At 46.3% G+C, this 18,381-nt stretch carries 12 protein-coding genes; 8 read left to right on the top strand and 4 right to left on the bottom strand.

What is annotated here, in order from left to right; genetic code table 11:
- Positions 1 to 30: 30 nt before the first annotated feature.
- A complete protein-coding gene (locus tag NIES208_RS02870; protein WP_075889521.1) occupies positions 31 to 1,461 on the top strand; it encodes an MFS transporter in 1,431 nt (476 codons plus the stop codon).
- A 103-nt stretch (positions 1,462 to 1,564) separates the two neighbouring features.
- The gene (locus NIES208_RS02875; protein ID WP_075889523.1) at positions 1,565 to 4,705 is read left to right on the top strand and encodes a cyclic nucleotide-binding domain-containing protein; all 3,141 of its coding nucleotides are present in this window, start codon (positions 1,565 to 1,567) and stop codon (positions 4,703 to 4,705) included.
- Positions 4,706 to 4,807: 102 nt separating this feature from the next.
- Here NIES208_RS02875 and ctpA read toward each other — a convergent pair whose 3' ends face one another.
- Positions 4,808 to 6,016: a carboxyl-terminal processing protease CtpA gene (gene ctpA, locus NIES208_RS02880; protein WP_075889525.1), complete on the bottom strand. Its 1,209-nt coding sequence runs from the start codon at positions 6,014 to 6,016 to the stop codon at positions 4,808 to 4,810.
- A gap of 256 nt (positions 6,017 to 6,272) precedes the next feature.
- Between ctpA and petB the strand changes: the two genes are divergently transcribed.
- Both petB and petD read left to right on the top strand, forming a co-directional pair.
- On the top strand, positions 6,273 to 6,941 hold the full coding sequence (gene petB, locus NIES208_RS02885; protein ID WP_075889527.1) for a cytochrome b6: 669 nt from the start codon (positions 6,273 to 6,275) through the stop codon (positions 6,939 to 6,941).
- A 59-nt stretch (positions 6,942 to 7,000) separates the two neighbouring features.
- Entirely contained in the window at positions 7,001 to 7,483 is a 483-nt protein-coding gene (petD, locus tag NIES208_RS02890; protein ID WP_075889529.1) for a cytochrome b6-f complex subunit IV, read from the top strand.
- 112 nt (positions 7,484 to 7,595) lie between these two features.
- On the opposite strand, the gene NIES208_RS02895 is transcribed toward petD, so the two are convergent.
- Complete coding sequence (locus tag NIES208_RS02895; RefSeq protein ID WP_075889531.1) at positions 7,596 to 9,431, bottom strand: ATP-binding protein; 1,836 nt, start codon at positions 9,429 to 9,431, stop codon at positions 7,596 to 7,598.
- A gap of 720 nt (positions 9,432 to 10,151) precedes the next feature.
- On the opposite strand from NIES208_RS02895, the gene NIES208_RS02900 reads away from it, so the two are divergent.
- Both NIES208_RS02900 and nadC read left to right on the top strand, forming a co-directional pair.
- Positions 10,152 to 10,457 carry a DUF2973 domain-containing protein gene (locus NIES208_RS02900; RefSeq protein ID WP_075889661.1) on the top strand — a complete coding sequence of 102 codons (306 nt, stop codon included), beginning with the start codon at positions 10,152 to 10,154 and terminating at the stop codon, positions 10,455 to 10,457.
- The gene (nadC, locus tag NIES208_RS02905; protein ID WP_075889533.1) at positions 10,444 to 11,322 is read left to right on the top strand and encodes a carboxylating nicotinate-nucleotide diphosphorylase; all 879 of its coding nucleotides are present in this window, start codon (positions 10,444 to 10,446) and stop codon (positions 11,320 to 11,322) included. The genes NIES208_RS02900 and nadC overlap by 14 nt, the downstream gene beginning before the upstream one ends.
- Here the strand turns inward: nadC and priA are convergent.
- Complete coding sequence (priA, locus tag NIES208_RS02910) at positions 11,319 to 13,739, bottom strand: primosomal protein N' (protein ID WP_075889535.1); 2,421 nt, start codon at positions 13,737 to 13,739, stop codon at positions 11,319 to 11,321. The two genes, nadC and priA, sit on opposite strands and share 4 nt — an antisense overlap.
- A gap of 697 nt (positions 13,740 to 14,436) precedes the next feature.
- On the opposite strand from priA, the gene NIES208_RS02915 reads away from it, so the two are divergent.
- Positions 14,437 to 15,561, top strand: a complete 1,125-nt coding sequence (locus NIES208_RS02915) for an RpoD/SigA family RNA polymerase sigma factor (RefSeq protein WP_075889537.1) — start codon at positions 14,437 to 14,439, stop codon at positions 15,559 to 15,561.
- 202 nt (positions 15,562 to 15,763) lie between these two features.
- Entirely contained in the window at positions 15,764 to 18,004 is a 2,241-nt protein-coding gene (locus tag NIES208_RS02920; RefSeq protein ID WP_075889539.1) for a heavy metal translocating P-type ATPase, read from the top strand.
- Here NIES208_RS02920 and NIES208_RS02925 read toward each other — a convergent pair whose 3' ends face one another.
- The gene (locus tag NIES208_RS02925; protein WP_075889541.1) at positions 18,005 to 18,334 is read right to left on the bottom strand and encodes a type II toxin-antitoxin system PemK/MazF family toxin; all 330 of its coding nucleotides are present in this window, start codon (positions 18,332 to 18,334) and stop codon (positions 18,005 to 18,007) included.
- Positions 18,335 to 18,381: the final 47 nt, after the last annotated feature.

Below are 18,381 nucleotides of genomic sequence, written 5' to 3' on the forward strand. Positions count from 1 at the left end.
GTCTGCATTGAAATCAGGAGCATTTTTTATATGGGTTTAATTCGGGAAGCTCAAACCTCTCAACAGGATCTAGATCAAAAGTCAGTTGCTGATCAGGAGAGATTTTCTGCTTTCCAGCTCTGGAATATGAGTATTGGCTTTCTGGGGATTCAGTTTGGCTGGGGTCTCCAAATGGCAAATATGAGCTCTATTTTTGAGCATCTTGGGGCGAGTGCCCACAGTATTCCGATCCTCTGGCTGGCTGCGCCTTTGACGGGGTTAATTGTTCAACCCATTATTGGCAATTTGAGTGATCATACGTGGGGGATTTTTGGTCGCAGACGACCCTATCTCCTCGGTGGGGCGATCGCCGCATCTATTGCGTTGGTGCTGATGCCTCGCTGTTCGAGTTTGTGGATGGCGGCAGGATTATTGTGGATTCTCGATACCAGCGCCAATGTCAGCATGGTTCCCTTTCGAGCTTTTGTGGGTGATCTTTTGCCGAAAAAACAGCGTACCCAAGGCTTTGCCATGCAGAGCGTCATGGTGGGTCTGGGGGCGATCGCCGCGTCAGTGATGCCTTGGTTGCTAAACCACCTTGTCGGGATTGATCCTTCGACCAATGCCACACGACAAATTCCCCTCACCGTCGAATTGTCTTTTTATCTCGGTGCTGCTTTATTCCTCGGAACTATCATTTGGACGGTCGTGACGACCCCTGAATCGCCGCCTGCGGATCTCGAAAAATTCGGTAAATTGCAAGCAGAGCGCGGCGGTATTCTCCATAGCCTCGAAGAAACATGGCAAGTGCTCGGCGAAATGCCCCCAACCATGAAGCAGTTGGCGTGGGTGCAAATGTTCACATGGCTCGGTATTTTTTGCTTTTTCATTTACTTTCCCCCGGCGATCGCCCGCAATATTTTTGGGGCGGTGGATATCGATTCGGCCTTATATAACGAAGGCATCGAGTGGGCAGGGCTATGTTTCGCCATGTTTAACGCGGTGTGTATTCCCTTTTCCTTTGTTTTGCCGTGGCTGACCCGTCGCTTTGGGCGCAAACTTATTCACATTATTTGTTTGCTGTGTGGTGGCATTAGTTTAATTGCGCTACTTTTCATCCATAATCCTTTGCTCCTACTCGTCTCGATGGCGGGATTTGGCCTAACTTGGGCGAGTGCCCAGTCGATTCCCTACGCCATTTTGACCTACGCTCTACCGACCCAACGGCGGGGTATTTATCAAGGTATTTTTAACTTTTTTATTGTGCTGCCCGAAATTGGTATTTCCCTCGGATTTGGCTGGATTATGGAGCATCTTTTACACGAAAACCGTTTACTCGCGGTGGTTTGTGGCGGTGTATTTTTATTAATTGCCGCCATGCTAATGCCCTTTGTTCAGTCAGCCATCGAAACGCCCAGCAATAACTTAGTTACGTCTAAAGTACTACCCAAGGATATGTCGAAAGAACAGCTAATGCCCTAGCGAAATCGTCGATGATTTTTAGATAAAGCAGCCGCAAACATTCACCCATTCATTTCACAAAATCCCACCCACCCCTGAACATTTAGCGAGATCTAGGTAGCCCGTGCAAATTGCTTTTTCGCGACCTTTCCCATTAAAGTTTGACCGCTTATTACAGTTACTGTCCCTCGCTGTGACGGTTCTGATTTACAGTGTCCTCGGCATGGCGATCGCCAACTCATTATTTGTCAGTAAAGTCGGTGCATCCCAGCTACCTTTTGCCTTTGCGCTCATTGGACTATGTTCGATGCCTGCGTATTTGCTCTTTTCGCAACTGGTTGATCGCTACAGCCGCACCAAGCTTTTTCGCTACATTTTGTTCGGTTCCATACCCGTGATTTTGGGGCTACGGTTTTTATTAAATTACGACTCGCCCTATCTCTACTATTTGCTACTCATCGCCATCTTTTTTCAGTGGGATTTTCATAATAATGTGCTGTATCCCAGTCTCCTCACCGATTATTTCAGCACCCTAGAATACAAACGCTACGCCCCGAATATCGGCATTGCTCAGGCGATCGGCACATTACTCGGCGGAACATTGACGACGGTACTTTCCCATTACTGTTCAACGAAAAATTTATTACTTTGTTTGCCGATTTTTTATGTTTTGGGCATTGCCCAGCTTTTATATTTAGAGCGATCCCAACGACAACTTGCCCAAGCCAGCCAAAGCGCTGAATCAGTCGGACTATGGGAATCGATGCGGACATTCCCCGAACTCGTGAAGCGTTATCCCCTGAGTTTATTTTTAGCCAGCAGTAGTTTTTTGTTGGTGATTATTTATATCAGCTCAGAATTTTTGTGGTTTAACATCTACGGCGATCACTTTGATGAACAGGCGTTAACGGGATTTTTGGGTTTAATGCGTATCGTCATTAGCCTGATCCAAGTGGCGGTTATTTATGGCGCAACGAAACCGCTCCTGGAAATCCTTGGGGTGGCGCGACTCAATCCGGTTTACCCGATGACCACTTTAACGACCTTTGGAATTTTGCTGTCCAGCTTTGGGTTACCAGCGGCGATCGCCCTACACATTAACGGTGATGCTCTGTATAAAGCGATTAATTTACCGATTCACCAACTCAATTACAACGCCATTCCACGGGAATTTGTGGGGCGCATTCGGTCTCTCAGTGACGGGCTAATTTATGCGGTGGGTTTAACCTTGGCGGGCGTTGTGCTGTGGCTCGGCGAAATCTATCTCGACCTCAAGCAAATGGCTTGGATTGTGGCCGGTTTAACGCTGTTACTTTTGGCGGTACGGTTACCGATGGGTCGCTTTTATGCCAATGGTTTAGAGGAGATGATTCGGTCTGACAATATTGATTTGGATGTGTTTGATCTAGAGCCAATTCCGCTAAATCCTCAGTCCTACGAGGCGATTCGAGAATTGCTCGCAGAAGGCGATCGCTACAGTCAGCTCAAGGGCTTTGAATTGGCAAAACGCATGGAGCAACCCGATCAGTTTTTGCCGGAAGTCGAACAGCTCCTCACCCCAAAGGTTGCCACAACTGACCCACAACTCTACGGCGCGGCGATCGCCCTGTTTACCGATTGTTCTGAACCGATCCAGCAAGATTTAATACAGCGTCTAGATAATCCCGATTGGCAGGTTTTTGCCCTAGAAATTTTATTAATTAATCGCTTCATTCCTAGCCCCACCCAAATTCAAACTTGGCTCAGTCACACAAATCCTGAGATGCAAACCTTGGGGGCGATCGCCGAGCTACAAAAGCAAAACCAACTGCCCACAAACTGGGATAAAGAACTCAATCACGCCACCGCGAGGATTATTACCCGTATCGTCGCAGCCAGTGATAAACCCGTTTTTGCGCCCCTCATCCCCAATGTTGTGCTGACCCAAACAGACCCCGACATTATTCGCACTGGTTTAGAAGCTCTATTGCCCCTCACCCAAATCGACGACCAAGAAACGGCCAGTATTGCCCGCAGCAAACTCAGTCATTTTGAACCAACAGTTAGAATTGCAGCGTTAAATTTACTCTGCGCGACCCGTTGCCCCGCATACATTGAGGCGATCGCCACCGCCCTTGAAGATCTCGAACCGAGAGTCCGCCAACAAGCCGCCATCACCCTTGCTATTTATGGTCGCCAAGGTATTCATGCTGCCCAGCCGCGCCTCAGAAACCCTCGCCCAGAAGTGATTGATGCCGCAATTATCGCCATCGGTGCGGTGAAAACAAGGTATGCCAGCGACGTTTTATTTAAACATTTAGAACCCAGCTTTAAACTGCTAGACCAAACCCGCCAATGGCAAGCGGATTTAATCGACTCTCCCCAATTAAGGGTTCTGCACATTGCGATCCAAGACTACGGCGATCGCCTCACCCAGAAAGTTTTATTTGTCCTAGCCGCCCTCGGTTATGCCCCCACCGTAAACGTCATTAACCGCCTGCTCGCCACCAATGCCCAAGCAGAACTCGAAAATGCCATCGAATTTCTCGCGTCCCTAAATCACCGTCGGTTTGTCACGCCGCTGTTACCCCACCTCAAAGCCCTTGTCGAACAGGACAGCGCTACCTCGAAACCCCGTGATCCGCTCACCCCAAAATGGTTACGGGAAAAAGGCTATCGTGTACTTTTAGAAGCCATGGAATCCGGCGATCGCTGGATAAAAATTGGCGCGCTGGTTGCCCTAGAGATGGTACCGTCAGTGCTAGTTGATGACCCCGACCCCTTTGTGAAACAAGTGGCAGGGGAGCTTTATGACACCCATGCCCCAGCCAAAACTGCTATGAACCGACTGCTCCTTTTAAAAACAGTCACACTTTTCCGCAATCTCTCCCTCGATGAGTTGATGCTAATTGACGATAGCCTTGAGCAAACTCAAATTTTGGCGGATACAGCCATCTTTGATGAAGGGGGATATGCCGCACATCTCTACATCATTGCGGAAGGCACAGTGGAGCTAACCAAGAAAGTTGACGGCACACCCCGCACCACCAAACAGTTAAGCGTCGGTGACTATTTTGGGGAAGTGGCTTTATTCGACGATGCACCGTTATGGGATGGGGCGATCGCCCAGACAGATTGCACCTTACTGAAACTCGAAAAAAATCGTTTTCTCAGCCTCGTTACCCAGCGTCCCCACATGATTCTCGAAATGTGCCGTTTTCTAAGTCAAAAGCTGCGGGAAACAGACAAACTGCGATCGCCAAATCCCGCCAACATATTCCAGTAGCAATTATTTAACCTCAACCAATGTTAAATTTAGCCAAAGACGATACCTCAAAAGAAACCCAGAGATAAAACCCGATACTCAGATGATTTTCCAGAACATCAATTAGCTCAGTAAATCCAACGCCACTTGATATTGCCCGTCCTCAACCGTTGCCATCATGCGGTAGGGAATTGGATCTTGCTCAACCACCTTATCCGGCATAATGCCTAACTTATTAATGTCATGGTGCAGCGGTGTTTCATACTTTGCGACTGTAACAGCCATTCCCGCACCATCAGGCAATTCGAACAGTGACTGAATGAGACCTTTCCCAAAGGTTTTTTCCCCAACCAATAGAGCACGACCATTATCTTGCAGCGCTCCCGCTAAAATCTCGCTCGCACTTGCCGTGGCCTGATTCACAAGGACAACCAAAGGAGCATCTGTTACTGCATGACCAGTGGCGGCGTAGCTATCAAAAATACCTTCCCGACTGACCGTATAAACAATGGTTTCTTGGTCGAGCCACAGGCGCGCAATCTCTATCCCAGCCTGCAATAACCCTCCGGGATTATTACGGAGATCTAGCACAAAGCGATCAGCACCTTGGCTTTGCAAATCCGTAAGTGCATGCTCAATTTCCACCTTAGCATTAGCACTAAATTGATTGAGACGAAGGTAGCCAATATTCTGCCCCTCATGTTGCTCAAGCTTGGCATAGACTGGGTTAAGAGAAATTGTATCTCGTACCATCGACACCGTTCTGACTGCTTTTGTTACTGCTGACTTGACTGTTAGGGCAACAGCGCTTCCTTTGGGACCCCGCATTCTAGCAGCAGCCTCGTCGAGGCTAATATTTTTCGTATCAACACCATCGATCGCCAAAATAATATCCTTCGCTTCAATACCAGCCTCATCAGCCGGCGACCCAGCAATGGGGACAATGACCTCGAGATCACCAGAATCTTGATTGATATTAATTTGTAAGCCAACACCAGACAATTCTCCAGCAGTACTTACCTTAAGGCTGCGATATTGCTCCGGGCGTAAAAGACGGGTATAGGGGTCATCTAAAACAGCCAACATCTCCGAGATGGCATCATAGGCTTGGTCTTTTGTCTCTAGACGACGCTTCAGATACTTTTGCCGCAGTAGCCACCAGTTATTGTTATTAAACGTATCGTCAACATAGGATTGACTGACATAACGCCACGCTTGCAGCAACACGCTCTGTTCTTCAGTAAAGGCAGCGGCCGCGTTTGTTGGCGTAAATACCATTCCTAAAATCAATAACAGACTACAGGCGATCGCCCAAAAGCGTTTTCTCAGCATTCGTCGAGTTTTATGAAAAAGACTTTAATATTCTCAACAATATAGCTAATTGGGTGTTTTTTTTCCTCAAACCAAGTCTTTCACCCACAACCATATCTGCCCCGCAGCCAAGAGGTCGGCGATCGCCCAACCACATTGGCCCAGACAATTGTTACAAGATCTAGGAAAACACGTGACAATCGCCTCCGATGGAACCTCAGGCTATCAAGCTGTGTTACATTTTTGTAAAGAGATTTTTCGTTTCTAATCAGGCTTCATGTTTACAAAAGAAGTTACCGACTCAAAATTATATAAGTGGTTTAACGAGCGGCTAGAAATCCAGGCAATCTCCGATGATATTTCTAGCAAATACGTTCCCCCCCATGTCAATATCTTCTATTGCTTGGGCGGCATTACCCTAACCTGTTTCATTATCCAATTTGCAACTGGATTTGCAATGACCTTCTACTACAAACCTACCGTAGCAGAAGCATTTACATCAGTTCAGTACCTCATGAATGAAGTCAACTTCGGTTGGCTAATTCGCTCCATTCACAAATGGTCTGCGAGCATGATGGTTCTAATGATGATCTTGCACATTTTCCGCGTTTACCTCACCGGCGGCTTCAAGCGTCCCCGTGAATTAACTTGGATTACCGGCGTGATCATGGCTTGTATTACCGTTTCCTTCGGCGTTACTGGCTACTCCCTCCCTTGGGATCAAGTTGGTTACTGGGCGGTGAAAATCGTATCCGGCGTACCCGCTGCAATTCCCATTGTCGGGGATCAAATGGTTGAACTACTTCGTGGTGGCACGAGCGTTGGTCAAGCTACCTTGACTCGTTTCTACAGCATCCACACCTTCGTCTTACCTTGGTTAATTGCGGTCTTCATGTTGGCCCACTTCCTCATGATCCGTAAGCAAGGTATTTCTGGTCCTTTGTAAGGACTAGTTCTTATCTTCTTTGCTCATAGCAACTTCACTGTTGAGGAGAAACTTTTATCATGTCTGTCATGAAAAAACCGGATCTTAGCGATCCTTCACTCCGGGCAAAGTTGGCTCAAAACATGGGACACAATTACTATGGTGAGCCTGCTTGGCCTAACGATATCTTGTTCACTTTCCCCATTTGTATTGCGGGAACCATCGGTCTGATTGCTGGTTTAGCAATTCTTGACCCTGCAATGGTCGGTGAACCCGGTAATCCTTTTGCAACGCCCTTGGAAATTTTACCTGAGTGGTATTTATACCCCGTTTTCCAAATTTTGCGCGTTCTTCCCAATAAGCTTCTTGGCATTGCCTGCCAAGGCGCGATCCCTCTCGGTTTGATGATGGTTCCCTTCATCGAGAGTGTCAACAAATTCCAAAACCCTTTCCGTCGCCCTGTGGCAATGACTGTCTTCCTCTTTGGAACAGCCGTTACCCTTTGGCTCGGTGCAGGTTCTTGTTTCCCCATTGATGAGTCTTTAACTCTAGGCTTGTTTTAATCACTGAAGGAAATTCAGCAAAACCTAGTTTCCAAAACTAAGTAATTGCCAAGACATATTGATCGCCTTAGCGGGCGATTTTTTTTTAAGCATTGTGGATGATGAAATTGTTTTAGGGCTCGGCTTGATTGAAGGGCAGGAGAATGTCGAACTCTGTACCAACACCTTGTTGTGACTTACAGATTAAAGAACCGTGGTGACGTTCGGTAATAATTTGATAGCTAATGGACATCCCTAAACCAGTTCCTTTCCCCACATCTTTTGTTGTAAAAAAGGGGTCAAAGATACGGCTACAAGTTTCTTCGTCCATGCCACAGCCATTATCACGAATCGTAATTAAAATTTCTCGCTCGCTGAGTATCGCTGTTGTTGAAATTGTAATGATGCCATTTTTTGATTTCTTGGAATCGATGATTGCATCAATGGCATTGCTTAAAATATTCATAAAGACCTGATTAAGTTGACCAGGGTAACATTCAATTTTTGGCAAGTCGCCATAGCGTTTCTGAATTTTAATTTCTGATTGGTCTGGTTTTGCTTTGAGGCGGTTTTGCAAAATTAAAATAGTATTGTCAATTCCTTCATGGACATCAACAGTTTTAAAGTTTGCTTCGTCGAGCCGCGAGAAGTTGCGTAAGGAAACAACGATATCTTTAATGCGATTTGCACCAACTTGAATGGAATTTACGACTGCTGGTAAGTCCTCTAACGTGAATTCGAGATCTACTTCTTGGCAAAGATCCGTAACTTCTGCTGGAGGCTCTTGGTAAACCTGTCGATAGGCTTCTAAGATTTTGATGAGAGTTTGGGTGTAGTCCTCGATATGGCTGATATTGCCATAGATGAAGTTTACGGGATTATTAATTTCGTGGGCAACGCCTGCCACAAGTTCTCCTAAGCTCGACATTTTGGCGCTTTGTACGAGATGGGATTGGGTTTGTTTGAGTTTTTTAAGGGTTTTTTCTAAATCGTGGCTCCGTTGTTCGAGGGCAAATTCGAGCTGTTTGCGTTTTGTTACATTGCGGGCAATCCCGTAGATTCGTTTTTCGGAGGTTACGCCAGTACCAGACCATGCCAGATATTTGTACGTGCCGTCACTACAACGGAAACGATGCTCTAGGTTAAAGGAGCCGTGATTATTGTTTTTGCGGAGTGTCGATAGCGCTGCTTCTGTAATGGCCTCGTCATCGGGATGGATAAATGACCAAAAGTTACTGTTGATTAGTTCATCTTGTACGTAGCCTAGGATGTCGTACCAGGCTGGGTTGACTCGAATAAAGTCTCCATCGAAATTCATTACGCAAAAGAGGTTGGGTGACAAACTAAAAAAGCGATCGCGCTCTTGGGTGAGTAATCTGAGACGTTCAGATTGTTGGAGTGTATGGTCAAGTAGTTCTGCTTGCTGTAAAGCAATATCTAGATGGTGGCCAAGGTGTCTGATAAATTCGATTTCTTGGGTTTGCCAATCTCGGGGGCTACGGCATTGGTGTACGCAAAATAAACCCCATAGGTTTCCTTTGACCCGCAGGGGTACAATTAAATTTGCGCGGACTTCAAATTGCGCCAATACGTCGATATGGCATTGGCTGAGTTTGGCGGTGTATATGTCGCTAATTGCTTGGATTCGTCCGTTTTGATAACCTCGGACGTATTGCTCGCTGAAACAGGTATCTTGTACGGGAGTGGCGATCGCCGACGGAAATTTTCTTGCAACGGACTCCGCTACAAATTCGCCAATACGACAGCCAGTATGGGGGCGAAACTGAAAAATACCGACGCGGTCAACCCCTAGTATTTGCCGAATCTCAGCAGCCGTTGTCTCTAGAATCTCTTTAATATCAAGGGATGCTCGTACTCGGTAAACAATGTTTAGTAAAGCTTGCCGTTGTGGCTCAGTTAATTGGTTTAACGGGGCAAGATCTTCGCTATGGCTAAACTCTAATGTCATTGATTAACGGTTTTCACCGCACACTTAATATCCTTATCCTACAGGATTACTATAACGACTTCCGCATGAATAGGGCTTGCTCTTAGTGCCAGAGATGAAGTGGCAATGTCCGAGTTGTGGTTGCAATGGTGTTGTTTTTTTGTATCTGTATTTTGAGCTGTCCCATTTAGAAAATTCCTTTTGGGTGAGCATGGTACACAGGATATTTTGCATAAAAACCCTTTGTTGCAAATCAGAAAATAGAGAAAATGTTAAATGAGTTCTTGATTTATAAGGATTTTAGGCTAATTCTTTAGCCCAAACTGATGTTACTGATGTCAGGTAATTATTTCCCATGGTTCCTTGAGTTGGGCAGGGGCTACTCAAAAGGGTCGTCGTCTCCCGTCGATGCTTCTGTTACTAAAAAAGTATTAAGATTGCTGGGGTGATGCAAAAAATCTGTGAGGATGTCGGCGCGAAACTGATCATGATTCGTTCTTGGTACCGTGACTCTGTGGTTGATCCAAGAGGGTTTGAGGGGAAGGGAGAGTCTTGTTTGTCTATCTTTTTTTTATTGTTCTTTTACTGTTCAAAAAAAATTAATGTTCTTAAATTAGCGCCAAGGATGAATATTGTGGCGATCGCCCTTTGCAAGAGGGTGAGTTTTTCGAGATAATATGATGAGAACAAAGAATTATGATCGCCACAATGTTTATTTGTGTAGGCGGAGTGCGAAAAAGTATGTTTCATTTTCTATTTATCTTGGCATTCGGTACTATTGCGACCATCGCAGCAATTAATCTGGTTCGCAGTTTTATGATGCTGAGTAGTGAAACAAGGGTCTATCCAAATTTTCAGAGTAATGGGTCACCTCAACCGCCTCGCCCTAAGTTTACGCCTCATCCAGAAATGCTCGACGATGCTGGTCGTCCCATTAGTGAGCCGCTTTTAGTTGTGCGTTCCCTTGATGTGGAAGATGCGAGACAGCGTTTGGATAATCTCTATAATGCTTCCCCTAGTAAAGATGATGTAGATGGTGACGCGTAAAAATTTCGCTAAGCCGCCTGCTTGGTTATTGGTCGATCCGTTATTACAACAATGGTTGCAGGAAGATCTTGGTCGCGGCGATCGCACCACTGAAGCATTATTTACTGGGAAACAAGCACCTGCGGGAGAAGCAAAATTAATTTTAAAAGCGCCGGGGATCGTTGCCGGCTTACCTTTTGTCGCAAGAGTTTTTCAGCTGATTGACCGAAATTTTTCAATGGCTTGCTCCCTCGATGAAGGAGGAGCTGGTGAACCTAAAGCTTTAATTGCTGAGCTTCAGGCTCCCCTTGATACGTTATTGATGGGTGAGCGGGTTGCGTTAAACATTTTGATGCGTCTGAGTGGGATCGCCACAGAAACGGCTCAGTATGCCCAAAGGATTGCAGATTTACCCACAACTCTTGTAGACACTCGCAAAACGACACCGGGCTTACGATTACTCGAAAAGTACGCTGTCAATGTTGGCGGTGGCCGCAATCATCGTTATGGTTTGGATGATGCCATGATGATCAAAGATAATCATATCCAAGCGGCTGGGGGCATCTCCGAGGCGATCGCCGCAGTGCGTGTCCATAGTCCTTATCCGCTGGCGATCGAAGTCGAAGCGGAAACCCACGACCAAGCCATTGAAGCTGTTACACAAGGTGCTGATATTGTGATGCTGGACAATATGCCGCCAGCAAAAATGTCCGAAATTATTCCTAAATTGCGCGAGATTAATCCCCGCATCAAATTAGAAGCGTCTGGCAATATTACCCTCGATACCATTCGGGCAGTCGCAGAAACTGGCGTTGATTTTATTTCCACCAGTGCCACCATTACTCGTGCGCCGTGGCTGGATATCAGTATGAAAATTACGGCTTAATCGAGATAAATGGGATCGACATTAATCGAAAAACTGACTTGGCGCGGACAATTTTTTTGTAAATGGCGTAGGTCGGGAATTTTTGTTTTATCGGGCGAAAATTTTAAAACAACCTGCCACCGCCATCGATTCGCAATGCGGGCAATATTGGCCGGAACAGGGCCTAAGAGCTCGTCATCAATATCGAGGATTTTTTGACATTGGTCGGCGATCGCCTCAGTGGTTTGCTTGACGAGATCATGGCTTTCCCCCGTCAGTCGAATCAGCACAAGTTTGCCAAAGGGAGGATAGTTCAGCATTTCCCGTTCCGCTAAAATCTGGGTCGCAAATTTTTCATAGTTATGGTTTTTAACCGCTTGAATAACGGGATCATCCGGTGAGTAGGTTTGCAAAATTACTTTTCCGGGGCGATCGCCGCGACCAGCCCGGCCAGCCACTTGCACCAAAGTTTGAAACGTTCTTTCCGCTGCCCGAAAATCACTCTGAAACAATAGACCATCTGCCGCCAAAATCCCCACCAACGTTACCTGCGACACATCTAACCCTTTAGTCAGCATCTGCGTGCCCAACAAAATATCCGCCTCACCCCGCGCAAATTGCCCCAACAAATCCCGGTGAGCACCCTTTCGTCGTGTGGTATCGCTATCAAATCTCAGGCAACGCAACTCTGGAAATTCTTCACGCATTGCCTGCACCACCTTTTGTGTACCATTACCAAAAAATTTAAACAGCGAAGAACCGCATTCAGGACAAAATTTCGGCTGTAATTGGCTGTAGTTGCAATAGTGACATCTTAGGGTTTGAGCGCTGCCTTCTTTGACGTAGTGGTACGACAAGGTGACATCACAGTAGGGACAAACCATTTTGTAGCCACAACTACGACAAGATACAAATGTACTGTGGCCGCGCCGTGCCACAAATAAAATTCCCTGTTCTTTAGCTTCTTTAAGCTGGTGGAGGGCTGAGCGCAGTGGCTTACTAAACAGGGAAAAATTTTTCCGGCGTAGTTCTTGGCGCATATCCACCACCGTTACAGGGGGTAAAGGTCTTGCTTGAATGCGTTCCGGTAAAGGTAGATAGCAATGTTCAGGTTGTGGGGTTTGAAACCGTTGCCAAGTGTCTAAAGCGGGGGTGGCAGAACCAAGAATCAGGGGGCAATTTTCTTGTTGGGTACGCCATCGGGCGACGGTTCGAGCGTGGTAATGGGGTGTTTTTTGATCTTGTTTATAGCTGGTGTCATGTTCCTCATCGAGAATGACGATGCCTAAATTCCGTAGGGGAGCAAAGATTGCTGAGCGAGTGCCAATGACAATTTGGGGGATCGGCAATAGCATGCGTCGCCAGGTATCAAAGCGCTCTCCGGTGGATAAACCGCTGTGGTAGACCAAAACCTTGTCACCGAAACGGGCGGTAAAACGATCTAAAAGTTGGGGGGTGAGGCCAATTTCGGGCACGAGTACGAGGGCGGATTTTTGTCGTTGTAGGACTTGGGCGATCGCCTGAAGATAGACTTCCGTTTTGCCAGAACCTGTCACACCATGGAGCAAAACCTCACCGTAACTATCCATCGCCAAAATTTTTTCAACAGCACTTTGTTGATCAAAGGTAAGGGTTTTAACTTGATCGCGTTGCTGCTCTGGCGACTTGTGTAATCTCAGTTTTTCCCGCTCGGCGATCGCCACAGCCCCGGCTTTGGACATTTTGTCGAGCGTCGCCGCCGTCGTTTTGGCTACCGCCACCAGCTCATCTAGCCACATTTCGCCACCATGATGTTGCAGGACGAGGAAAATTTCCTGTTGACGCTTACTTAGCTCTGTTTGATTTGAAAGGATGCTTACGGACTTACGTTTTTGCACCTTGGCGATCGCCGGAGTTTGTAAATATTGCTCAATTAAGCCGTTTTTTAACAGCTCCTTAATGCCCTTATCTGCCGACTTAATTTGCCGTTTGACATACTTTACGGTGTAACCCGCTGATGATCCCCCCTGTAGACACACCAAAACAGCCATTGCTACAGATGAAAGTGACCGTTGCTTTGAAGTCTCCAAGACATCTTTTCGTAACCGAATACGAGTCTGGGATCGCCGCAATAAACCCGGTGGCAAAGCCGCTTTAATAACCGCCATGGGATCAGCCTGGTAATAGTCTGAAACCTGCCAAAGAAGCTGCCAATAGGTCGGCGAAAAAAAGCCCCGGGCAACAATTTCTTCAATGGGTTTAATTTGCTCGGGATCAAGATAGGGCGGCAGGTCTGACAACAGACGAATGGCGGTCGCCCCCACCTGCTGTGACCCAAAACCCACAGAAACAATATCACCCGGATTTACCATTGTTCCCGCCGGAATAACATAGGTAAATAGTCCTTGAGCAAAAGGGGAATCTACTAAGACTTCAACCCAAAAATTTGCTGTGACCATGCCCTTCCCAAAAACAAAACAAAACCAAACTATACCCCATGTTTTTTAATCAATTCAATCGTCGCTAATTACATTTCTCTATATACAACTCCCGACAGAGTGAAAAGACAAAGTAACTATGAGAAGTTGATCCTATGCTAAATAAAAGTAAATCTTAATTTTTTCGATCAGAGTGTTGATTATCGATCTCGTATATACATACTAGAATCAGCTAGTTTATTTAAACCTTTAGTAATTTTCATTGTCAAACGACGAAGCTGATCAGCCCATTTGCAAGGGTTTTAAGAAAAATTCACAAATGTTTCGCCATCTGCTCTTGGGGAATACGAGAAATCTTAATTTTGTATTTAACTAGACCAATATGGTTCAACAAAACTGATAAGTTGTTCCTAGTCACAAAAATCCTTAGAAGTATTTCTAGTCATTATCAGGTGCATTAAAAATTCTGTGGTGTGATGCAAATGTTTACTTTTGTTAAAAGCTCATTTACAGCCATCAAATTTCTAAGGATATAACAGTTTTAAGGGAACTTTTTATTGCACCCCATGCAAGAGAGAGCCACTTAAATCAACCTTTTTGTCAACACTAACTTTTTGGGTACTTTGCTTTCTCATAACAATTTTCCTCAGACAAATTAATCCTCGCTCCACACATTACCTTTACTTAACTTTCTTTCTAACTTTTTATTAGTAGGTTTATGTTCGACACAACACCCTCCATTCATACCGCCCCGGAAGAAGATTTGGAAATCACCCAAGCAAACTCTAAAGATAGCGACTTAGAAGACATTGAAACTGTTACTAAAACCGTTGAGGCAGCCTATTCTGACCTTGATGCTACAGCTAGTAGTCTTAGGTCCTCCCGGAGTCGTAACGAAGATACTGTTGGTGCCTTTTTTAAGGAGATGGCACGTTATCCATTACTTAAGCCCGACGAAGAAATTCAACTTGCCCACAGCGTGAAATTCCTTAATGATTCTGAGGAAATGCGTCTCAAATTAACGGAGGAATTGGGGCGATCGCCGAGTAAAGAAGAGTGGGCAGCAGCTCTTAATATCGAGACTGTAAAAGGTCTAAATGCCCAGCTCTATAAGGGTCGCGTTGCTAAGCGTAAAATGATTCGCTCTAATTTGCGTTTAGTTGTTTCCATCGCCAAGCGCTATCTTAACCGTGGCGTTCCTTTCCTTGATTTGATTCAAGAAGGGGCGATCGGTCTTAACCGCGCAGCAGAAAAATTTGACCCCAACAAAGGTTATAAGTTTTCGACCTATGCTTATTGGTGGATCCGCCAAGCGATCACTCGGACGATCGCCAACGATGCTCGTACCATTCGTCTTCCCATTCACATTGTTGAAAAACTCAACAAATTGAAGAAGGCGCAACGCACCCTCAAGCAGAAGCTCCAACGCAACCCTAGCGAAACGGAACTTGCAGCAGAACTCGATATCTCCGCAGATCAGCTCCACCACCTGTTGCAACTCCGTCGTCAGTCCCTCTCCCTAAACCACCGTGTTGGTAAGGGTGAAGATACTGAGTTAGTTGATCTCCTTGAAGATGATGGTCTCCAGCTCCCTGAAGAGCGCATGAGTGAGGCGATGATGCGCCAAGAGCTTTGGGATGTTCTTGGAGATGTTTTAACTGACCGTGAAAAGGAAGTGATTGCCCTTAGGTATGGTTTATCTTCTGAGCAGCCCCACACCCTTGAGGAGGTTGGTGGTATCTTTAACCTCTCTCGCGAGCGAGTTAGGCAAATCCAAAGTAAGGCAATGCGTAAGTTACGCCGTCCTCAGGTGGCTCGTAAACTAAAGAGCTGGTTGTACTAATTACGATCTCTTTGGATATGCCTAAATCATAGGATCCTCCTGAATCCCCCTTTGTAAGGGGGACTTTTGTTTTTTAAGGTGATAACCAAAATTAGATTTCTTAGCCTTCGCAAAACTGTCAGGTTTTTTTTATGGGCTTGGGCTTGACTCTACAGTCCACTAGAGAGTTTAGATTAGGGTGGATTAGATCTGGGGCAAGGTTATGGAAACGCGACGTTTTCAGATTAAAGGGATGAGTTGTGCGGCTTGTGCGGCGGCTGTGGAAAAGGCTTTAGCGAAGGCTGATGGGGTAGAGGTTGCCCAGGTGAATTTTGCGACGGAGCGGGCAAGGGTTGAATTTGACGAAAATGCGGTTAATTTAAACGGGTTGCAACAGGCGGTATCAAAAGCAGGTTACGAAGCAATTCCGATAGTTGAGGGCGATCGCCAAGCGCAGCAGCAAGAGAAAGAACGAGAAAAAGCAAGGCATTTAAGAGAGTTAACTCGCAAGGTTTGGGTAGCGGGAATATTGAGCGCGGTGATTGTGGTCGGTAGTTTGCCGATGATGTTGGGAACGCCGATCCCCTTTATTGCCCACTGGTGGCACAATCCTTGGCTGCAATGGGTTTTGACGACCCCGATTATGTTTTGGGCGGGACAAAGTTTTTTTACTGGGGCGTGGCACAGTCTGCAAAATCGTCGCTCGGATATGAATACGCTGGTAGCTCTAGGCACTGGAGTTGCCTATATTTATTCGGCGATCGCCACAGTTTTTTCGGCTCAATTACAAACTTGGGGCATGCCGACAGATGTTTACTTTGAAAGTGCGGCGGTGATTATTGCGCTAATTCTTTTGGGTCGTCTATTGGAGCAACGGGCGCGGGGCAAAACGGCGGCAGCCATTAAAGAATTGATGGGATTGCAGGTTAAAACAGCGCGATTAATTGACGGAGAAAACACGAAAGATATTCCCATTGAAAATGTGCAGGTGGGCGATCGCCTCCTGATTCGTCCCGGCGAAAAAATTCCGGTAGACGGCGAAATTGTCGATGGCAGTTCCACGGTGGATGAGGCGATGGTGACTGGGGAATCTTTGCCTATGGAAAAAGAAAAAGGCGATCGCCTAATTGGCTCCACCATTAATAAAACGGGTCGCTTGATTATGACAGCAACCCACGTCGGTAAAGACACCGTTTTGGCGCAAATTATTCAGCTAGTGGAAGAGGCGCAGGGGAGTAAAGCCCCCATTCAAAAATTAGCCGATCAAGTTACGGGTTGGTTTGTGCCTGTGGTGTTGGCGATCGCCGTAATCACTTTTGCGGTGTGGGTCGCTTTGGGCAATTTATCGCTGGCAATTGTGACCTTTGTAAGTGTGCTGATTATTGCTTGTCCCTGTGCATTGGGCTTGGCGACTCCGACTTCCATCATGGTGGGCACGGGCGTTGGCGCAAAGCGGGGTGTGCTAATTAAAGATGCCCAAAGTTTAGAAATTGCAGCGCAGTTAGACGTGATTGTGCTGGATAAAACGGGGACATTAACCCAAGGCAAACCCAGCGTCACCGACTACAAAAACTTAATTGATGAGTCACGATTTTGGTCAGTAGTTGCCAGCATCGAGCATTCCTCAGAACATCCCCTTGCTGAGGCATTATTTAATTTTGCCCAAGCTGAAAATATTCCTGTGCTGCCCATCGATAATTTCCAATCGGCAACAGGCAAAGGAGTCCAAGCGGATATCGAAGATTCGACCATTCATATCGGTACAGCCCAATGGTTCGAGGAGTTGGCGATCGCCCTCCCTTCTGACCTCAAAACTCAACAATTAACTTGGCAGCAGGAAGCAAAAACCGTGATTTGGGTGGCGGAGAATCAGCAAGTTATCGGTCTGGTTGCCCTCGCAGATCAACTAAAAGCCAGCAGTCGAGATGTGGTGCAGCGTCTGAAAAATCGCGGTCTAAAAGTTGTCTTACTCACCGGCGATAATCAACAAACCGCCGAGGCGATCGCCGATCAAGCAGGTATTGAGGAAGTCTACGCTCAAGTACGACCCGACCAAAAAGCTGCGGTGATTAAATCCCTCCAAGAACAACCCCACAACCCAAAAGTGGCGATGGTAGGAGACGGCATTAATGATTCCCCAGCCCTTGCCCAAGCCGATGTGGGCATTGCCATTGGTACAGGAACCGATGTGGCGATCGCCGCCAGTGATTTAACCCTAATTTCTGGCGATTTAGAGGGAATTTTAACCGCGATTAATCTCAGCCGCGCCACCCTAACTAACATTCGTCAAAACTTATTTTTCGCCTTTATCTACAACACTGCCAGTATTCCCATTGCCGCTGGCTTGCTGAGCGCGTGGGGAATTCTGCTGAATCCAATTATTGCCGGGGGAGCCATGGCGATGAGTTCAGTTTCTGTGGTGACCAATGCCCTACGTTTAAAAAATATTGAACAAAAACTTTAGTTATCCCAACTGTAAACCTAACTGAAGCGCCATAACGACTTCGATTTTACCCATGTCGTCTGGTGAGGGTTCGCCTACTCGATTGAGCATTCTTTGCTTGGCAACAGTAGTCAACTGATCTGCCATAGCCTTAGAGGATTTTCCATCTACCGTGACTAGAGTCTCTGCTGGGTAAACGCGTTCAATGTTACTGGTGAGAGGAATGACTTGAACTCGATTTAAATTACGGTTTGCTACATTGTCGCTGACAATTACCGCAGGGCGTTTTTTACGAATTTCGCCGCCGACAGAAGGATCAAAATTAATCCACCAAACTTCTCCGCGCTTCATTTTCAATACTGCTCAATAAAGTTGTCTACTATCTACTATGGCGAAGA

It is taken from the genome of [Limnothrix rosea] IAM M-220 (assembly GCF_001904615.1).
Classification (GTDB): domain Bacteria; phylum Cyanobacteriota; class Cyanobacteriia; order Cyanobacteriales; family MRBY01; genus MRBY01.

Bases quoted from the DNA above. Each gene is read 5' to 3' on its own strand.
- NIES208_RS02870 (WP_075889521.1), top strand. From the start codon at position 31: ATGGGTTTAATTCGGGAAGCTCAAACCTCTCAACAGGATCTAGATCAA.
- ctpA (WP_075889525.1), bottom strand. From the start codon at position 6,016: ATGCTGAGAAAACGCTTTTGGGCGATCGCCTGTAGTCTGTTATTGATT.
- petB (WP_075889527.1), top strand. From the start codon at position 6,273: ATGTTTACAAAAGAAGTTACCGACTCAAAATTATATAAGTGGTTTAAC.
- petD (WP_075889529.1), top strand. From the start codon at position 7,001: ATGTCTGTCATGAAAAAACCGGATCTTAGCGATCCTTCACTCCGGGCA.
- NIES208_RS02895 (WP_075889531.1), bottom strand. From the start codon at position 9,431: ATGACATTAGAGTTTAGCCATAGCGAAGATCTTGCCCCGTTAAACCAA.
- NIES208_RS02900 (WP_075889661.1), top strand. From the start codon at position 10,152: ATGTTTCATTTTCTATTTATCTTGGCATTCGGTACTATTGCGACCATC.
- nadC (WP_075889533.1), top strand. From the start codon at position 10,444: ATGGTGACGCGTAAAAATTTCGCTAAGCCGCCTGCTTGGTTATTGGTC.
- priA (WP_075889535.1), bottom strand. From the start codon at position 13,739: ATGGTCACAGCAAATTTTTGGGTTGAAGTCTTAGTAGATTCCCCTTTT.
- NIES208_RS02915 (WP_075889537.1), top strand. From the start codon at position 14,437: ATGTTCGACACAACACCCTCCATTCATACCGCCCCGGAAGAAGATTTG.
- NIES208_RS02920 (WP_075889539.1), top strand. From the start codon at position 15,764: ATGGAAACGCGACGTTTTCAGATTAAAGGGATGAGTTGTGCGGCTTGT.
- NIES208_RS02925 (WP_075889541.1), bottom strand. From the start codon at position 18,334: ATGAAGCGCGGAGAAGTTTGGTGGATTAATTTTGATCCTTCTGTCGGC.